17 protein-coding genes and 1 tRNA gene are annotated in these 15729 nt (G+C 68.0%); 9 read left to right on the top strand and 9 right to left on the bottom strand.

Annotated features, from left to right (window positions below):
• The first annotated feature begins 1 nt into the window (after position 1).
• The 7 genes from G6N32_RS19410 to G6N32_RS19380 all read left to right on the top strand — a co-directional run bounded on the left by G6N32_RS19410 (position 2) and on the right by G6N32_RS19380 (position 6431).
• Positions 2-1036, top strand: a complete 1035-nt coding sequence (locus G6N32_RS19410; protein ID WP_115320977.1) for a P1 family peptidase — start codon at positions 2-4, stop codon at positions 1034-1036.
• Positions 1037-1138: 102 nt separating this feature from the next.
• Complete coding sequence (locus G6N32_RS19405; RefSeq protein ID WP_115320976.1) at positions 1139-1807, top strand: rhomboid family intramembrane serine protease; 669 nt, start codon at positions 1139-1141, stop codon at positions 1805-1807.
• Positions 1804-2625 carry a glutamate racemase gene (gene murI, locus G6N32_RS19400; RefSeq protein WP_115320975.1) on the top strand — a complete coding sequence of 274 codons (822 nt, stop codon included), beginning with the start codon at positions 1804-1806 and terminating at the stop codon, positions 2623-2625. The genes G6N32_RS19405 and murI overlap by 4 nt, the downstream gene beginning before the upstream one ends.
• Positions 2626-2682: 57 nt before the next feature.
• Positions 2683-3456, top strand: coding sequence for a cyclic nucleotide-degrading phosphodiesterase (locus G6N32_RS19395; protein WP_115321438.1), 774 nt, complete (start codon positions 2683-2685; stop codon positions 3454-3456).
• A gap of 76 nt (positions 3457-3532) precedes the next feature.
• On the top strand, positions 3533-4312 hold the full coding sequence (gene rph, locus G6N32_RS19390; RefSeq protein WP_115320974.1) for a ribonuclease PH: 780 nt from the start codon (positions 3533-3535) through the stop codon (positions 4310-4312).
• A gap of 1 nt (position 4313) precedes the next feature.
• Positions 4314-4925 (top strand): RdgB/HAM1 family non-canonical purine NTP pyrophosphatase, encoded by a 612-nt coding sequence (rdgB, locus tag G6N32_RS19385; RefSeq protein ID WP_115321436.1) that lies wholly within the window; start codon positions 4314-4316, stop codon positions 4923-4925.
• A 48-nt stretch (positions 4926-4973) separates the two neighbouring features.
• Complete coding sequence (locus G6N32_RS19380) at positions 4974-6431, top strand: MFS transporter (RefSeq protein ID WP_115320973.1); 1458 nt, start codon at positions 4974-4976, stop codon at positions 6429-6431.
• Here G6N32_RS19380 and G6N32_RS19375 read toward each other — a convergent pair.
• The gene (locus G6N32_RS19375) at positions 6421-6780 is read right to left on the bottom strand and encodes a DUF3817 domain-containing protein (protein WP_115320972.1); all 360 of its coding nucleotides are present in this window, start codon (positions 6778-6780) and stop codon (positions 6421-6423) included. The two genes, G6N32_RS19380 and G6N32_RS19375, sit on opposite strands and share 11 nt — an antisense overlap.
• Complete coding sequence (locus tag G6N32_RS19370; RefSeq protein WP_115320971.1) at positions 6777-7193, bottom strand: hypothetical protein; 417 nt, start codon at positions 7191-7193, stop codon at positions 6777-6779. The genes G6N32_RS19375 and G6N32_RS19370 overlap by 4 nt, the downstream gene beginning before the upstream one ends.
• Positions 7194-7311: 118 nt before the next feature.
• On the opposite strand from G6N32_RS19370, the gene G6N32_RS19365 reads away from it, so the two are divergent.
• Both G6N32_RS19365 and G6N32_RS28480 read left to right on the top strand, forming a co-directional pair.
• Positions 7312-7395, top strand: a tRNA-Leu gene (locus G6N32_RS19365).
• A gap of 243 nt (positions 7396-7638) precedes the next feature.
• Entirely contained in the window at positions 7639-7803 is a 165-nt protein-coding gene (locus G6N32_RS28480; RefSeq protein ID WP_165760920.1) for a hypothetical protein, read from the top strand.
• Positions 7804-7898: 95 nt separating this feature from the next.
• Here G6N32_RS28480 and G6N32_RS19360 read toward each other — a convergent pair whose 3' ends face one another.
• From G6N32_RS19360 to G6N32_RS19330, 7 genes are all read right to left on the bottom strand, one after another.
• Positions 7899-9767, bottom strand: a complete 1869-nt coding sequence (locus tag G6N32_RS19360; RefSeq protein ID WP_115320970.1) for a CocE/NonD family hydrolase — start codon at positions 9765-9767, stop codon at positions 7899-7901.
• Positions 9768-9817: 50 nt separating this feature from the next.
• Positions 9818-12190, bottom strand: coding sequence for a lysylphosphatidylglycerol synthase transmembrane domain-containing protein (locus G6N32_RS19355; protein WP_115320969.1), 2373 nt, complete (start codon positions 12188-12190; stop codon positions 9818-9820).
• Between the two features lie 49 nt (positions 12191-12239).
• On the bottom strand, positions 12240-12785 hold the full coding sequence (locus tag G6N32_RS19350) for a chromate transporter (RefSeq protein ID WP_115320968.1): 546 nt from the start codon (positions 12783-12785) through the stop codon (positions 12240-12242).
• Positions 12782-13357, bottom strand: a complete 576-nt coding sequence (locus tag G6N32_RS19345) for a chromate transporter (protein WP_115320967.1) — start codon at positions 13355-13357, stop codon at positions 12782-12784. Before G6N32_RS19345 ends, G6N32_RS19350 begins: the two co-directional genes overlap by 4 nt.
• Positions 13350-14339 (bottom strand): phospholipase D-like domain-containing protein, encoded by a 990-nt coding sequence (locus tag G6N32_RS19340; RefSeq protein WP_115320966.1) that lies wholly within the window; start codon positions 14337-14339, stop codon positions 13350-13352. Before G6N32_RS19340 ends, G6N32_RS19345 begins: the two co-directional genes overlap by 8 nt.
• A gap of 91 nt (positions 14340-14430) precedes the next feature.
• Positions 14431-15027 (bottom strand): hypothetical protein, encoded by a 597-nt coding sequence (locus G6N32_RS19335; protein WP_115320965.1) that lies wholly within the window; start codon positions 15025-15027, stop codon positions 14431-14433.
• Positions 15028-15113: 86 nt separating this feature from the next.
• Positions 15114-15722 (bottom strand): hypothetical protein, encoded by a 609-nt coding sequence (locus tag G6N32_RS19330; protein WP_147292053.1) that lies wholly within the window; start codon positions 15720-15722, stop codon positions 15114-15116.
• Positions 15723-15729: the final 7 nt, after the last annotated feature.

Here is a 15729-nt window from a genome sequence, read left to right as displayed (position 1 = left end):
GATGAACACCGGGTCGATCACCGACGTCGGGGGCATCCTGGTCGGTCACCACCACCGCCTGGACGACGATGCGAGCCTCGGCTCCGGCTGGGCCTGCGGCACCACCGTGATCGTTGCGCCACCCGGCACGGTCGGCGCCGTCGACGTTCGCGGCGGCGCGCCCGGCAGCCGCGAGACCGACCTGCTCGACCCGGCCAACAGCGTCCGCCACGTCGACGCCGTCGTGCTGACCGGCGGCAGTGCCTACGGTCTGGCCGCCGCCGACGGCGTGATGACCTGGCTGGAGGAGCAGGGCCGCGGGGTCGCGATGGACGGTGGCGTCGTCCCGATCGTTCCGGCCGCGGTGATCTTCGATCTCCCGGTCGGCGGCTGGGCGTGCAGGCCCACCGCCGAGTTCGGCTATGCGGCGGCGAGCTCGGCCGGTGCGGAGGTGGCGGTGGGAACTGTGGGTGCGGGTGTCGGTGCCCGTGCCGCGGTGCTCAAGGGCGGCGTCGGTACCGCGTCGATGACCCTCGAATCCGGGGTGACCGTCGGGGCGATCGTCGTCGTGAACAGTGCGGGCAACGTCGTGGACCCGGCCACCGGGCTGCCGTGGATGAGCCACCTCGTCGCGGAGTTCGGGCTGGCTGCGCCGCCCGCCGAGCAGATCGCCGCGCTCACCGCGCTCGACAAGGAGTCCAGCCCGCTCAACACCACCATCGCCGTCGTCGCCACCGACGCGGCGCTGTCGCCGGCCGGGTGCCGGCGGTTCGCGGTCGCCGCCCAGGACGGCCTGGCGCACACCATCCGTCCCGCGCACACCCCGCTGGACGGTGACACCGTCTTCGCGCTGGCCACCGGCGCGGTCGAGCTGCAGCCCGATCCCGATACGCCGGTGTCGATGGTGCCGGAGACCAAGGCGCTCGCGGCGCTCGGCGCGGCCGGCGCGGATTGTCTGGCGCGGGCTGTACTGGTCGCGGTGCTGGCAGCTCAGTCGGCGGCCGGCGTGCCGACCTACCGCGATGTGGTGCCGGGGGCCTTCGGCGTCGGTGCCTGACCCACGCTCGACCCCCGCAGAGGTGCTCCACCGGTAGCCTGGACGAAGCCGACGAGGCGCTGGCAAGGCCAGCTCTGGGCGTAGAAGAGGTATGAGGCACAGATGAACCAGCCGTTGGGTTACCCGGCGACTCCGCCGCAGCCCAAGAAGCCCGCAGCGTGGAAGGTCGGCGGCGCCACCATCCTGTCGTTCGTCGCGCTGCTCTATGTCATCGAGATCGTCGATCAGCTCTCGGGACACTCGCTGGACCGCAACGGCATCCGGCCACTGGAAACCGACGGCCTGTGGGGCATCGTCTTCTCGCCGCTGCTGCACGCCAACTGGCAGCACCTGGCCGCCAACACCGTGCCGGCCCTGGTGCTCGGCTTCCTGGTGACGCTGACCGGTATGGCCCGATTCGTCTGGGCCACCGCGATCATCTGGATCGTCGGCGGATTCGGTACCTGGCTGATCGGAAACGTCGGCTGCGGGCTGGAGACCAACCACATCGGCGCCTCCGGGCTGATCTTCGGCTGGCTGACCTTCCTGTTGGTCTTCGGCTTCTTCACCCGGCATATCTGGTGGATCGTCACCGGGATCGTGGTGCTGTTCGTCTACGGCGGCGTGTTGTGGGGGGCGCTGCCCGAATTGACCACCTGCGGCGGGGTGTCCTGGCAGGGCCACCTGTGCGGGGCGATCGCCGGGGTGCTGGCGGCCTATTGGCTGTCCGGCCCGGAACGCACAGCGCGGGAACGTAAGAAGGCCGGCCAGTTTCCCGGCCTGACGTCATGAGCGACCGCTTCGCGCCGGTCGGCATCTTCGATTCGGGCGTGGGCGGGCTGACCGTCGCCCGCTCGATCATCGACCAGCTGCCCGACGAGGACATCATCTACGTCGGCGACACCGGCAACGGCCCCTACGGCCCGCTGACCATCCCCGAGGTTCGGGCGCACGCACTGGCGATCGGCGACGACCTCGTCGAGCGCGGGGTCAAAGCTCTCGTCATTGCCTGCAACACCGCGTCGTCGGCCTGTCTCCGCGATGCGCGGGAACGCTACGACGTGCCCGTCGTCGAGGTGATTCTGCCCGCGGTGCGGCGCGCGGTGGCCACCACTCGCACGGGACGCATCGGCGTCATCGGCACCCGGGCGACGATCGCGTCCGGGGCCTACCAGGACGCGTTCGCGGCGGCGCGCGACGTCGACGTCGCGGCGGTGGCGTGCCCGCGGTTCGTCGACTTCGTCGAGCGCGGCGTCACCAGTGGCCGCCAGGTGCTCAACCTGGCCGAGGGGTATCTGGAGCCGCTCCAGCGCGCACAGGTCGACACCTTGGTGCTGGGCTGCACGCACTACCCGTTGCTGTCCGGGCTGATCCAGCTGGCCATGGGGGATTCGGTCACGCTGGTGTCCAGTGCCGAGGAGACGGCCAAAGACTTGCTGAAAGTTCTGACCGAGCACGATCTGCTCCGGCCGCACGAGGCGCCGGCGGCGACCCGGCTGTTCGAGGCGACGGGTGATCCCGAGGCGTTCACCGCTCTGGCTGCGCGCTTCCTGGGTCCGGCCATCACCGGCGTCCACCCCGTTCATCGTCACGTCTCGGCGCCAACGTGATTCTCTCTGACAAACCCGTCATGTTTTCCTCTTGTGGCAACCGGGCATGGCAAGCTGGTGGCTGTGCGAATCACCGTCCTCGGTTGCTCCGGCAGTGTTGTCGGGCCTGATTCGCCGGCGTCCGGCTACCTGCTGACGGCACCGGACACGCCGCCGCTCGTCCTCGATTTCGGTGGCGGAGTGCTCGGCGCGCTGCAGCGCTACGCCGATCCCAACGAGGTGCACGTCCTGCTGTCGCACCTGCATGCCGATCACTGCCTGGACTTGCCCGGCCTGTTCGTGTGGCGCCGCTACCACCCGAGCCCGGCCCAGGGCCGCGGCATCATGTACGGCCCGAGCGACACCTGGACGCGGCTGGCGGCGGCGTCGTCGCCGCTCGGGGGCGAGCTCGACGACTTCTCCGACATCTTCGACATCCGCCACTGGCAGGACAACCAGCCCGTGCAATTCGGTGCCCTCACCGTCCTGCCGCGGCTGGTGACCCATCCGACCGAGTCGTTCGGAATGCGCATCACCGACCCGTCCGGCGCCACACTGGTTTACAGCGGCGACACCGGCGTGTGCGAGTCGCTGGTCGAATTGGCAAAGGGTGCAGACGTTTTCCTGTGCGAGGCATCGTGGACGCACGCACCGGAGCGGCCACCGCATCTCCATCTGTCGGGCACCGAGGCCGGCCGGATGGCCAAGCGTGCCGGCGTCGGCGAACTGCTGCTCACCCACATCCCGCCGTGGACGTCGCGCGAGGACGTGATCTCCGAGGCCAAGGCGGAGTTCGACGGTCCGGTGCACGCCGTGGTGTGCGGGGAGGCCATCGAGGTCCGTCGGCACTGACGCCCGACTCGGGTGTGCTTGACGAACTCCGCCGCGGCTCGTCCGCGCTGCATCGTCGCTCGGCTAGTGTTGCCCGGTGTCCCGACGACAAGACGGCAGGCTTGACGACGAGCTGCGCCCGGTAACCATCACCCGTGGCTTCACCTCCCACCCGGCCGGCTCGGTGCTCGTCGCCTTCGGCGAGACCCGGGTCATGTGCACAGCGAGCGTCACCGAGGGGGTGCCGCGCTGGCGCAAGGGCTCCGGGCTGGGCTGGCTGACCGCGGAGTACGCGATGTTGCCAGGAGCCACCCACACCCGCTCGGATCGCGAATCGGTGAAAGGTCGCGTCGGCGGCCGTACCCAGGAGATCAGCCGCCTGGTCGGGCGCTCGCTGCGGGCGTGCATCGATCTGGCCGCGCTGGGCGAGAACACCATCGCCGTCGACTGTGACGTGTTGCAGGCCGACGGCGGAACCCGCACTGCGGCAATCACCGGCGCCTATGTTGCGCTCTCCGATGCCGTCACGTACCTGGCGGCGGCAGGCAAACTGTCCGACCCGCGCCCACTGTCGTGTGCGATCGCCGCGGTCAGCGTCGGGGTGGTCGACGGCCGCGTTCGCGTCGACCTTCCCTACGAGGAGGATTCGCGCGCCGAGGTCGACATGAACATCGTCGCCACCGATACCGGGACGCTGGTCGAGGTCCAGGGGACCGGGGAAGGTGCGACGTTCCCGCGGTCGACGCTGGACAAGATGCTTGACGCTGCGCTCGGTGCGTGCGAGACCTTGTTCGCCGTCCAGCGCGACGCGTTGGCTCTGCCGTATCCCGGTGTGCTGCCCGACGGTGCGCCGTCGAAGAAGGCGTTCGGGAGCTGAGCTGAAGCGCGTACTCGTCGCCAGCCGCAACGCCAAGAAGCTGGCCGAACTGCGCCGGGTGCTCGACGCCGCCGGGCTGGCCGGGCTGACTCTGGTTTCGCTCGATGATGTCCCGCCCTTCGATGAGGCGCCCGAAACCGGTGCCACCTTCGAGGAGAATGCCCTGGCCAAGGCGCGCGACGGCTACGCGGCGACGGGGCTGCCCACTGTCGCCGACGACTCGGGGCTGACAGTCGCCGCCCTCAACGGGATGCCGGGGGTGCTTTCGGCGCGCTGGGCCGGAACACATGGCGAGGACGCCGCCAACAACGCGTTGCTGCTGGCCCAGTTGCGTGATGTGCCCGACGAACGGCGTTCGGCGGCGTTCGTGTCGGCGTGCGCGCTGGTCTGGGGTCCCGGCGACGCCGACAGCGCGGTGGTGCGCGGCGAGTGGAACGGGGCGATCGCCCGGGAACCGCGCGGTGCGGGCGGCTTCGGCTACGACCCGCTGTTCATCCCCGAGGGCGAGAGCCGCAGCGCTGCCGAGCTCAGCCCGGCCGAGAAAGACGCGGCGTCGCATCGCGGCCGGGCGCTGGCGTTGCTGATCCCGGCACTGAGATCGCTGCTCAGATGAGTGGAACGAGATTTTCCTAGCGCATCTAACCTGTGCCATGATGCTCGGGTGGGTCGTCACTCGGTCCGGGCGGCGCACCCCGGTGTTCTGATCGCCGTCTTGGCGGCGGCGGGCATCAGCGTGTCGTTGACGCAGACGCTGATGATCCCGCTCATTCCCGAGCTCCCAATGCTGTTGCACACCAGCCCGTCCAACGCGTCGTGGACGATCACCGTCACCCTGCTGACCGCGGCGGTGGCCACCCCGGTGTTCGGGCGCCTCGGCGACATGCACGGTCCCAAGCCGATGTTGATGATCTGCGCGGGTGCGATGGCCGTCGGCTCTTTGATGGCCGCGGTTACCAATTCTCTGGTGCCGTTCATCATCGGGCGGGGGCTGCAGGGGCTGGCCCTGCCGATCATTCCGCTGGCCATCAGTGTGCTGCGCTCGGCGCTGCCGGCCGAGCGGGTCGGCCCGGCGATGGGGCTGATCAGTTCGTCACTGGGTGTCGGCGGCGCGATGGGCCTTCCGCTGTCGGCGGTGATCGCCCAGAAGGCCGACTGGCACACATTGTTTTGGGGCGCAGGCGTTCTCGGCATCCTGGCGATGCTGCTGTTCGCCTTCCTGGTGCCCAATGTCCCGGCCAGCTCGGCTGACCGGTTCGACCCGCTGGGCACCCTGCTGCTGGCGGTGGGGCTGGTGACCCTGCTTCTGCCGATCTCCAAGGGTTCGACCTGGGGCTGGACCAGTTCGACGACGCTGTCGCTGTTCGTGCTCTCCGTCGCGGTGTTCGCGATCTTCGCCCGCTGGCAGTTCCGGACCGCGTCGCCGATCGTGGATCTGCGCACCACACTGCGGCGGCCGGTGCTGACCACCAACATCGCCGCGGTCCTGGTGTGCTTCTCGATGTTCGCGCTGTCGCTGGTCGGTCCGCAGGTGCTCGAGCTGCCGGCCGGAACGGGCTTCGGCCTGGGGCAGTCGATGTTGCAGGCCGGTTTGTGGATGGCCCCCGGCGGGCTGGCGATGATGGTCGCGGCCCCGCTTGCCGCACGTACCGCGGGCCGTCGCGGTCCCAAGTTCACGTTGGTCTGCGGTTCGGCGATCATCGCGGCCGCCTACCTGGCTGCGTTGTGGCTACTCGGCAGTCCTGCGGCGGTGATGGTGGTCAACGTCGTCGTGAGTTTCGGTGTCGGGTTCGCGTACTCGTCGCTGCCCGCGCTCATCAACGCCGCGGTGCCGGTGTCCGAGACGGCCGCCGCCAACGGAATCAACGCGCTCGCCCGATCTTTGGGCACATCGGTGTCCAGCGCTGTCATCGGTGTCGTGCTCGCGACGATGACGATCACCTACGCCGGACACGTCGTGCCGTCGCTGCACGGTCTGCGAACGGCGCTGCTGATCGCTGCCGGTGTCGCCGCGCTCGCGGCCGCTGTCGCGATGACGATCCCGACTCGGGCGGACACCGCCGTCGCTGGCTGGTCGCCCGACGAACTCGAGCTGTCCGACGACCCGCTGATCAAAGGTTGAAGCGGGTCTTCAGCTCCCGGGTCTGCACCTGCTCGACGATGATGCCCAGCAGCGGGATGGTGCCGGCCAGCAGCACGCCGATGGTCTTGGCGATGGGCCAGCGCACCTTCACCGCGAGGTTGGCGGTGAAGAGCAGATAGATGAAGTAGACCCAGCCGTGCACCACACCGATCCAGGTGGGCGGGTCGTCGACCTTCACGATGTACTTCAGCACCATCTCGTAGCAGAGCGCGATCAGCCACAGGCCGGTCGTCCAGGCCAGGACGCGGTATCCGAGCAGGGCTTTGCGGATCGTCTCGCTCGGGACGCCCGCGGGGGTGTGGGCTTCGGGCGACTCGGGTGCGGTCATGCGGTGGTCCTGTTCTGATCTTCGTGGGCCCTGGTCTGGTTTTCTTGGGCTCTGTCGGCCGCGGCCAGCTCGGCCAGGTAGGCGTTGTATTCACGCATTGCGGGGTCGGCCTCATCGGACTCGGCTCCGGCCGTGGGCCGTTCGGGAAGCAGTCCGGCGGGGATCTCGGTGATGGAGTCGGCGTCCGGCGGCGGCTCGGGCACGCCTTCTTCTTCATAGCGGATGAACTTGCGGTAGGCGTACACGCAGAATCCGGCGAACATCGGCCATTGCAGGGCGTAGCCCAGGTTCTGGAAGCTGCCCGACGTCGACTCGAATCTGCTCCACTGCCACCAGCCCAGGGCCAGGCAGCCGCACGCGGCGATGATCACCAAAACGATCAGCGCGAACCTGCGGCGGCGGGTCGTGGACACACCACGACGGTACCCTGCCAGCGGTTATGGGTTCACCGGTGAGTGGCGCTCAACACTTGGGGCCGAAGCCTGCGCCGGGCTAATCCTGGCCGATGCGCCCGGTAGACTCCGATGTCTTGCGGGCGTGGTGGAATTGGCAGACACCCGGGCTTTAGGTGCCCGTGCTTGAAAGAGCGTGAGGGTTCGAGTCCCTCCGCCCGCACAAAATGCCCTCGTGGCGTGCGTCACAACGGTTTAAGTCTCGACCAGATCTCACGCCGGTCACAAAGCTAATCTACTAGCTCGACTAACTTTTGAACTCTAAGCTCGGTCTCAGGTAGTTGATGAAAAACGGAGCTACGGTGATCGAGTTGGGCAAAGTCAGAGATGTCGTTTTCTTCGCGGCGGCGACATCGAGGCTCTACCTGACACCCGATAAGAAAATGGCACCGAGAGTGGAGTACCGGTGAGCGATCCCATGATGACGTCCGTCGACTTGATCCGTTATGCGATCGCCGACCAGGTGCGTGAACTTGGCGGAGACACCGACAAGATCGACCAGATCGCCATGTCTGCGGCCTACGCCATCTTCATCGGCATGGCCGCCGACGCATCCCGCCAGGCGCGCTGATCTGACGTTCGCCTTGGGCTCAGCCGAATAGGCTGCCTGATCCCTTTTGTGTTCGGCCACAGATGGCCACAATCATTGCCCCACGCTGATCCGGCTCAACCGATCGGGAAGTGGTCCGACCCTGCGTCGCCGCCCGGAATCACCGGGATGACGATGGCCGATGGATGAGCAGCGTCATGCAGGACGGTCTGCGTTGCCTGCTGCGTCGCGACGCTCTGCCCGAACGGCTCACCGGTATTCGGGTTCGGGGCGAACTGCGGATAGTCGCTGCTGGAGATCTCCAGTCGGATCCGGTCGCCGGAACCGAACTCATAGCTCGTCGGCCAGATCGCGATGTGGTACTCGTAGGGCTGGTTCGCCACACCGGGGCGCGGGTCGGACAACGAGTCGCGGAACGCCGTCCGCACGATCCCGTTGTTGAGGTTGATCGCATCTCCGTCGGGCTTGACCACGATCAGCTTGGCGGTGAAGTCGGTGTCGACGGCCGACGAGGACGCCCACAGGTCGACCGTCACCGGTCCGGTCACCTCGGTATCGGCTGCCAGCGGATCGCTGGTGTAGACCAACACATCGGAGCGCTGTTCGACCGGTATCTGGTCGTAAGGCCCCTGCGGTCCCGAACGGGCACCGCAACAGGAATGCCCGCCGACGCTGGGAGCCGGATCGGTCGGGTCGTAGACGTAGCGGTCCGGTGTCTGGCCGACGGCCGTTGCTGTCGTGGTCAATGTGCCGGTGCGCGAATTCATTTGGCCGTCGCCGGACAGGAAATAGCGAGTCCACCGGGTCTGGGGCAGCGGCCAGCCCGGCGCCGACTTCCAGCGATTGGCGCCCATCAGGAAGTAGTCCACCCGCGGGCCGGCGCCGGAGGTCCCGTTGACGCCATTGCTCATACCCTTGAGGAAGTGGTCGTACCACTGCAGCATCAGTTCGTTGATCGGAGTCGCGCCGACGGAGCCGATGTCCTTCAGCAGTGGCGCCGGCTCCGACCCCGACCGGCCCCAGTCCACGTGGTCCCAGGGGCCGATGACGAGTCGCTGGTTCGTCCGGGCTTCGGGCGTGGCCGCCGACGTCACCATCCCGGTGAAGTTCTCGATGCCGCCGGCCAGGAATGCGTCGTACCAGCCTTCGACGTCGAGAACCGGCACCCGAACCGACGGATAGCGGTCCCGGATGCTCCACTGTCGCCAGAAGTCGTCCCGGGTCGAATGCGCGATCCAGTCGAAATACCACGGTGCCACAGCAGGATTCGCGGGCTGCAGCGGCGGGAGGGCTCGGTAGGGCAGGAAGTTCAGCCATCGGGTCGAGTCCGCCGCGGCGGACTTGAGCGCGGCGGCAGTCGGGTCGTCGCGCCGGTTCTCGGCCGCGGTGGTGGCCAGACCGAGCGCCCAGGGCTGCACGAACGCCAGCCGGAACTCGCCACCTTCGTACATCCAGCCGTCGTAGTAGTCCGAGGCGGTGTTCGCCGGAACGATGGTGACCAGGTGTGGGGGCGCTGTCGTGGCGGCCAGCCATTGGGTCGCGCCGACATACGACGAGCCGTACATGCCCACCTTGCCGTCCGACCCTGGCAACGCGGCAGCCCACTCCACCGAGTCGTAGCCGTCGTCGCGATCGTGGGTGAACTCGCTGAAGGTGCCCCCGGAGCTGCCCTGTCCCCGAACGTCTTGGATGACAACGAGATAACAGTGCGAGGCGAACCAGTCGGGTGTCTGGTAGCGCCACGGCTGCACCTGGGCGCCGGACTTCCCGTACTGGGTGCGCATCAGGATCACCGGAACCGGGCCGGAGTGCTCCGGCCGGTACACGTCGGCGCGCAGCACCGTGCCGTCGCGCATCCGGGCCGGCACGTCGGTCTGCTTGCTCACCGTGCACGGGCCGCGGCCGGTCGAGGGCGGCCACGCAGCGTCGGTGACGCGCCTGCTCGATCCGCCGCATGCCGACAACACCAGGGCCAGCGCCAGCATCACCGCGAGGGCACGCGTCGTTCGCACGTTTCCACGCTACGCAGGTGGGCTCAGATCATCTCTCTCGCGGTGAGCCACCGCATGATGGGCCAGCCCGCGAACACCGGCAGCCAGCAGGTCAGAACGCGATAGAGCAGGACAGCGGGAACGCCGACGGCGGCGGGTACGCCGAAGGCGGCGAGTCCACCGATCAGGGCGGCTTCCACCGCGCCGACACCGCCGGGGGTGGGTGCCGCCGACGCGAGCGTGCCGCCGACCATCGTGACGATCGTGACCGTGACGAACGTGGTGTCACCGCCGAACGCCGAGATGCTGGCCCATAGCACCAGTGCCATTCCCAGAGTGGTTGTGGCGCAACCGAGTACGATGATGGCGAGCCGCTTGGGTTCGCGCATCAGGTCCAGCAGCTCACTGCCGACTTCCTGGAGTCTGGGCCGCAATGCCGTGCCGAGCCAGCGGCGTGCCTTGGGCACCAACAGGAATGTGCCCACGATGCCGAGCGCGACGCCACCGATCAGGTACAGCAGGGTGGTGCTCGGCACGAAGTGCGACAGGTCGGCGGTCGCGCCCGCGGCGACGCTGAACAGGATCAGCAGTGTCACGTGGGTGATCACCTGCACCGCCTGCTGCAGCGCTACCGCGGCGGTGGCCCGCAGCGCGCCCAGCCCACCCTTCTGCAGGAAACGGGTGCTCAGCGCCAGCCCGCCGACACCCGCCGGCGTGGTGGTGGCGGCGAAGGTGTTGGCGAACTGCATGATGACGAGGTTCCGGAAGCTGACGAGCCCGGATGCGCACGCCCACAATGCAGCCGCCGCACCGACATACGTCAGCGCGGAGACGGCCAGCCCGAGCAGCGCCCACCACCAGTTCGCATTGCGCAGTTCGCTGAAGAAGGTGGGCACCGTGCTGATGAACGGGTAGGCGACATAGACCAGTGCGACCAGCAGAACCAGCTGGATGACCTGCTTGCGGGTGAACCGGGTGATGGTCTCGGTCTTGATCTCATCAGCGCCGGTCTGCCGTTTGACCTCGTCGCGGGCGGCGGCCATGACGGCCTTGGGATCGTTGACGGACTTGCGAATTCGGGCCGGGACCGCAGCCCGGGTCAGGCGTCGCGATGCGGTGAGGACGGTCTCCTTGCCCAGGGTGTGGACGGCGGCCTGCACGGCGGCTTCGGGACTGAACCGGTCGGACGTCGTCACCAGCAGTGCGGCGATGTCGGACTGCAGTTGCTCGTCGGTCGCGCCGTATTCGGAGTTGCCGAATCCGCCGAACAGCACCTTCCCGGAGTCGACCGTCATCTCCTTGAACCGCAGGTCGCCGTGCGCGATCTGGTGGCGGTGCAGCACTCCGAGCGAACCCCAGACCGCGGTCACCAGGGCCTCGTCGCAGGCCGAGCCGATCGGGGAGCCCAGCGGCGGGGTGTGGGCGTACAACGTCCACCCGCGGTCCAGTGCCGCGACCACCATCGTGGTGGTGTTGGACACTCCGAGGTCGCAGACCGCGATCGTCATCAGTGCGCGGTGTTCGACAGCGCGGCGCATCGAGGCCTGCAGCGGAGCGGTCTCGGAATCGCGCAGAATGAGCCAGCGCCAGAACTGGCGCAAGGCGCCGCCACTGCGCTGATTGGGCCCGTACATTTCCAGGACCACCCGCGAACCGGCGTCGTCGGCCCCCGCCAATTCCAACGGCCCGGACCCGGCCGGCCGCACCACCGTCAGAGACGTCACCAGAAACCCGCGGCGGGCCAGCGCGCGCACGGTTCCGTCGAGGGGGACTTCGAGCGCCGGGGTGCCGACCACCCACACCGTCAGGGCCCCGACGAACCAGCCGACCGAGAGTCCCAGCAGCGAGCGGGCTGGCACGACCGCGCTGACCACCAGGTGGATCGGCACGAACGCCAGCAGCAGCGTCCACCACCATCTCCGCCAGCGGCCCGGCAGCCACGGCCCGGACACGGTGAGGACGGCGGCCAGCATCGCGATCCAGCGGGGATCGTCGAGGAATTGCGACAGCGTGGTCGACAGCCGCTCGGAAAGGTCGAAATGCCAGCGGGGCGCGGCGATCCCGTTGCCGGTGATCGACAGTGAGATCACGGCGAGGAATCCGGCGGCCACGTACGCCGCGAACAACTTCCACTGCCGCGCGCCGATCAGCCCGATCAGGATCACGAACGGCAGCGCCAGGATCGCGACGCCGTAGGCGAGATACACCAGGTTGGACTGGGTGGGGGTGAGCACACCCACGATCATCGAGACGGATTTCTCGAGTCCGACCCAATCGTTGCGGGTGATCAGCGAGCTGGTGACCACGATCACCAGGACGAGGGTCGCCAGCGAGAGACGCACGATGTCGTTGGTCCGGCGGGTCAGCGGCAGCAGCACGTCGCCGGAGATGGCAACATCGCGTCCGTCAACTCGCACCGCTGCAACCTATCCCGACTTTCACCGGGGAGGTCTCATTGACCGCCCGTCAGACGAAGCCGACGTAGCCGAGCAGTGCCGCGGCGCCCACCACGATCAGCGGATTGGTCTTGGTCCGCACGAAGATGAGAGTCGCGACGCCGGTGATCAGATACGCCCGCCAGTCGTGGTCGGCGGCCTTGCTCATGACCAGCGAACTGGCCAGGATCAATCCCACGGTCAGCGGAGCGAAACCTTTTTCCACCGCGTAGCGCAGCTTCGACTTCTGGGCCTTCTGCCAGGACACCGTGATCAGGTACATCAGGCCCGCCGCCGGCACCACCATCGCCACCGTGGCCAGTAGACCGCCGACGATGCCGCCGATCACGCCGAAGGTGCCGAGGCCGGCCGCATAGCCGACCAGTGCCACGATCAGGATGCTCGGCCCCGGTGCGGCCTGCGAGATCGAGAAGATATCGGCGAACTGGGAGTTCGTCAGCCAGTGGTGCCCGGTCACCGCCTGCAGGTGCATGTCGGGCAGCACCGTGTTGCCCCCGCCGATCGACAGCAGCGACAACGAGCCGAACATGCCGATCAGGGCCAGGAACGTCTTCATGCGTCGACCGGTTCCGGCGTCTTGCGGGGCCAGGCCCAGATCAGGCTCAGGGGCGCCAGGATCGCCAGCGTCAGCAGCAGCGGCCAGCGGAGCACCCCGTTGAGGACGAAGCTGGCCAGGAAGAAGGCAACCGGCATCACGCCTTTGAGGCATTTCTGACCGGTTTGGATGACCATCGCCAGGGTGAGGGCGACGGCGGCCGCCGAGGCGCCGTGCAAGGCGCCCTTGATCGCGGGCACTTCCTTGAACGTGAAGTAGACGAAGCCGAGCGTCAGCACAATCGCGACGGGCATCAGGCACAACCCGATCACGGCCGCGACGGCTCCGGCCAGTCCCTTCATCTTGGTGCCGACGAACACCGCCAGGTTCACCTGATTGGCGCCCGGCACGATCCGGCACATCGTCATCGCGGAGAGGAACTCCTCTTCACCCAGCCACTGTTTCTCGACGACGATGACCTCGCGCGACCACGCACCCAGACCGCCGCCGAACGACGCCAGCGCGATGTGATTGAAGGTCCGCGCGACCTCGAACAGGGAGACCTTCTCCCGGGTCGGACCGGACTCACTCATGGACCAGGTCGTGGTCGTGCGGGAACTCGTCCTCGACCGGACGGTTCTTCTCGAGCGGATCGGGTGGCTCGTAGTGGCTGGAGGCTTGCCAGTCGCTCTTGAAGACCTCTTTGAGCCGAGCCACCACATCCGGGTCGTCGGTGGTGACACCGAGTTCGCGGCGAAGGTCGAAGGCGCTGCGATCGATGTTCATCGACCCGACCAGAACTTCTCTGCCGTCGATGATCAACAGTTTGGCGTGCACCCGCAGGTTCTTCTGCTTGCGCACCTCGACGCCGAACCGGCGCAGCGTGCGCAGCGAGGCGAACGTATCGAGGATGTCCCATTCGCTGATGCCGTGCTTGCCGCCGCACAGGACCCTCACCCTGACGCCGCGGTGCGCGGCCGCCGCGATGTGGTCGAGGATCACGGCATCGACGTACTTGGGGTGCTGGATGTACAGCTTGCGCTCAGCGGAGTCGATGAACCGGGCCATGTGGTACCGGGAGTTGGAGTTACTCCACAGCAGTCCTTCGTATCTGGGCGGTGTGAAGTCTCGATGCTCCCAGTCGGCGTTGAACACCTCGACGATCTGGGCGATGTGTAAAGGATCATGGGTGATGATGCCGTAGTCACGGGTGAGCGTGAAGTACTTGATCATCAGGTTGTAGGTCGCGACCATTGCCGCGCTCTCGTCGACGACAATCGACTTCTCATGCGTCACATAGAATTTGGGGCTGGACCACTGGACGTCGATGCCCGCGCTCTTGAACGCCTCGTAGCTCTCGTCGTTCGCCCGGTCGCCGCCCGAGCGCTGCGGGTTGAGCATGATCCGAACGTCGACCCCGGCCTTCTTCCGGTCGATCGCAGCCTCGATCAAGCTGGGCTCGGTGAATGTGAATTGCTTTATCAGAAGCGACTTTTGCGCGCTCATGATGAATTCGCGGACCGGTTCCAAACCGTCGTCTGGCTCGACGATCACGCGCGGGGCGTTAGCAGGCATAGGTTTCGGATGCTAGCACCAGAACTGCCCCGGCACTTTGCCGTTGGGTGAATGTCGGGGGCGCGTCGCGCTCGGTCGGCACCGTCGTGACTCAGGGTGGCGGTGCCGGAACAGCCGGATCTGCCAGCGCAAAGCCGAGTCCGGGTGGGACGTTGACCTCCGGACCGGGCGCCGTGCCGGGCAGCGGCTCGCCAAGTTGCTCGTAGGGGACCTGGCCGAGCAGTGCGCCGTCGAGCGCGCCCTCGGAGTACATCGCGTGCAACCGGCGCAGGAAGGCCAGGCGGCCAGTCCCGGGCTGCTCGGCTGACGGGCCGATGCCGATATCGGGTTCGCCCTGCCCCGGCGCGGCGGGGGCGACGTTCTGTGCAAGGAGATAGTCATTGTTCAGGGCGCGCAGATCCGGCGGTGCGGCGGCATTGGGCGCACCCGGTGCGGACGGAACCGGGTTCTGCCCCAGCAGAAGTCCCGGCGCGTACACCGAGAGGTCGGGCAGCCCGAGCGGCCCGGCCGCCGGCTCACCGCTTTGGGCGAGAACGCTGCCAACCGACGCGTTCGGCGGCACGGGTACCGGCACCACGGGATCGCCGGGTCCGGGATCGGCTGCGGCGCTCGCAGACCCGATGAGCGCCGCACAGGTCGCGGCGGCAAGCATCACCGTCGACACCAGCGTCCGGTGGCCCGTGTTCATCGCGCTCTGTCCTCCTGGCCTCGATCCTCGTCACACCGTAGTCGGCATTCGCCGCGACGATGCCGCGAACGGTGGCGAGGGTGCGGTCAGGGGGCCGGCGCCGGCGGTGGCGGGAGCAGTGCCGGGTCGGCGGGGACAGCCGGAGCCGGCGGGGCTCCGGGGTCCCCGGGCGGCGGCGCCGCCGGGTCGGGCAGGAACTGCTCGGGCCCTGCCGGGATGTTGGTGCCCGGCGGCGGGGCTGTCCCCGGAAGCGGTTGCCCTAGTTGGTCGGCCGGCATGCGTCCCAGCGCGCCGTGAAGGAAGGCGTGCACACCCTTCCATTGATTGACCCGGGCGAAAGGTCCGTCCGCACCCGGTCCCAGCTGATAGGGGGACTGCTGGTCCGGGGTGGGCATGCTGTTGTTCTGCGCCATCAACAGCTGCGCGCCGTTGAGGATGTCGGCGCTGGGCGGTGTGGCGGGTGCGGTGCCTGCCAGCGCCGGGGTGGGTGTCTGGCCGAGCAGCAGCTGGTTGCCTGCGGGGCCGCCGAGGATGCCCGCGAATCCGTTGACCGAATCCGAAATGGTCGCCGGCGACGGGATGAATCCCTCGGGAGACGGCGGTGGCGGCGGGGCCGCCGGGTCGACCGGCGGCGGGTCGTCGGCGGCGGCGGTCGCCATGGGGGCGACCGCCGCTCCGACCGCGAGCGCGGTCACGACCGCG

It is taken from the genome of Mycolicibacterium aichiense (genome assembly GCF_010726245.1).
Taxonomy (GTDB): domain Bacteria; phylum Actinomycetota; class Actinomycetes; order Mycobacteriales; family Mycobacteriaceae; genus Mycobacterium; species Mycobacterium aichiense.
Note: the sequence above shows the minus strand (reverse complement) of the source record. Positions and strands in the feature narration are given on the sequence as shown.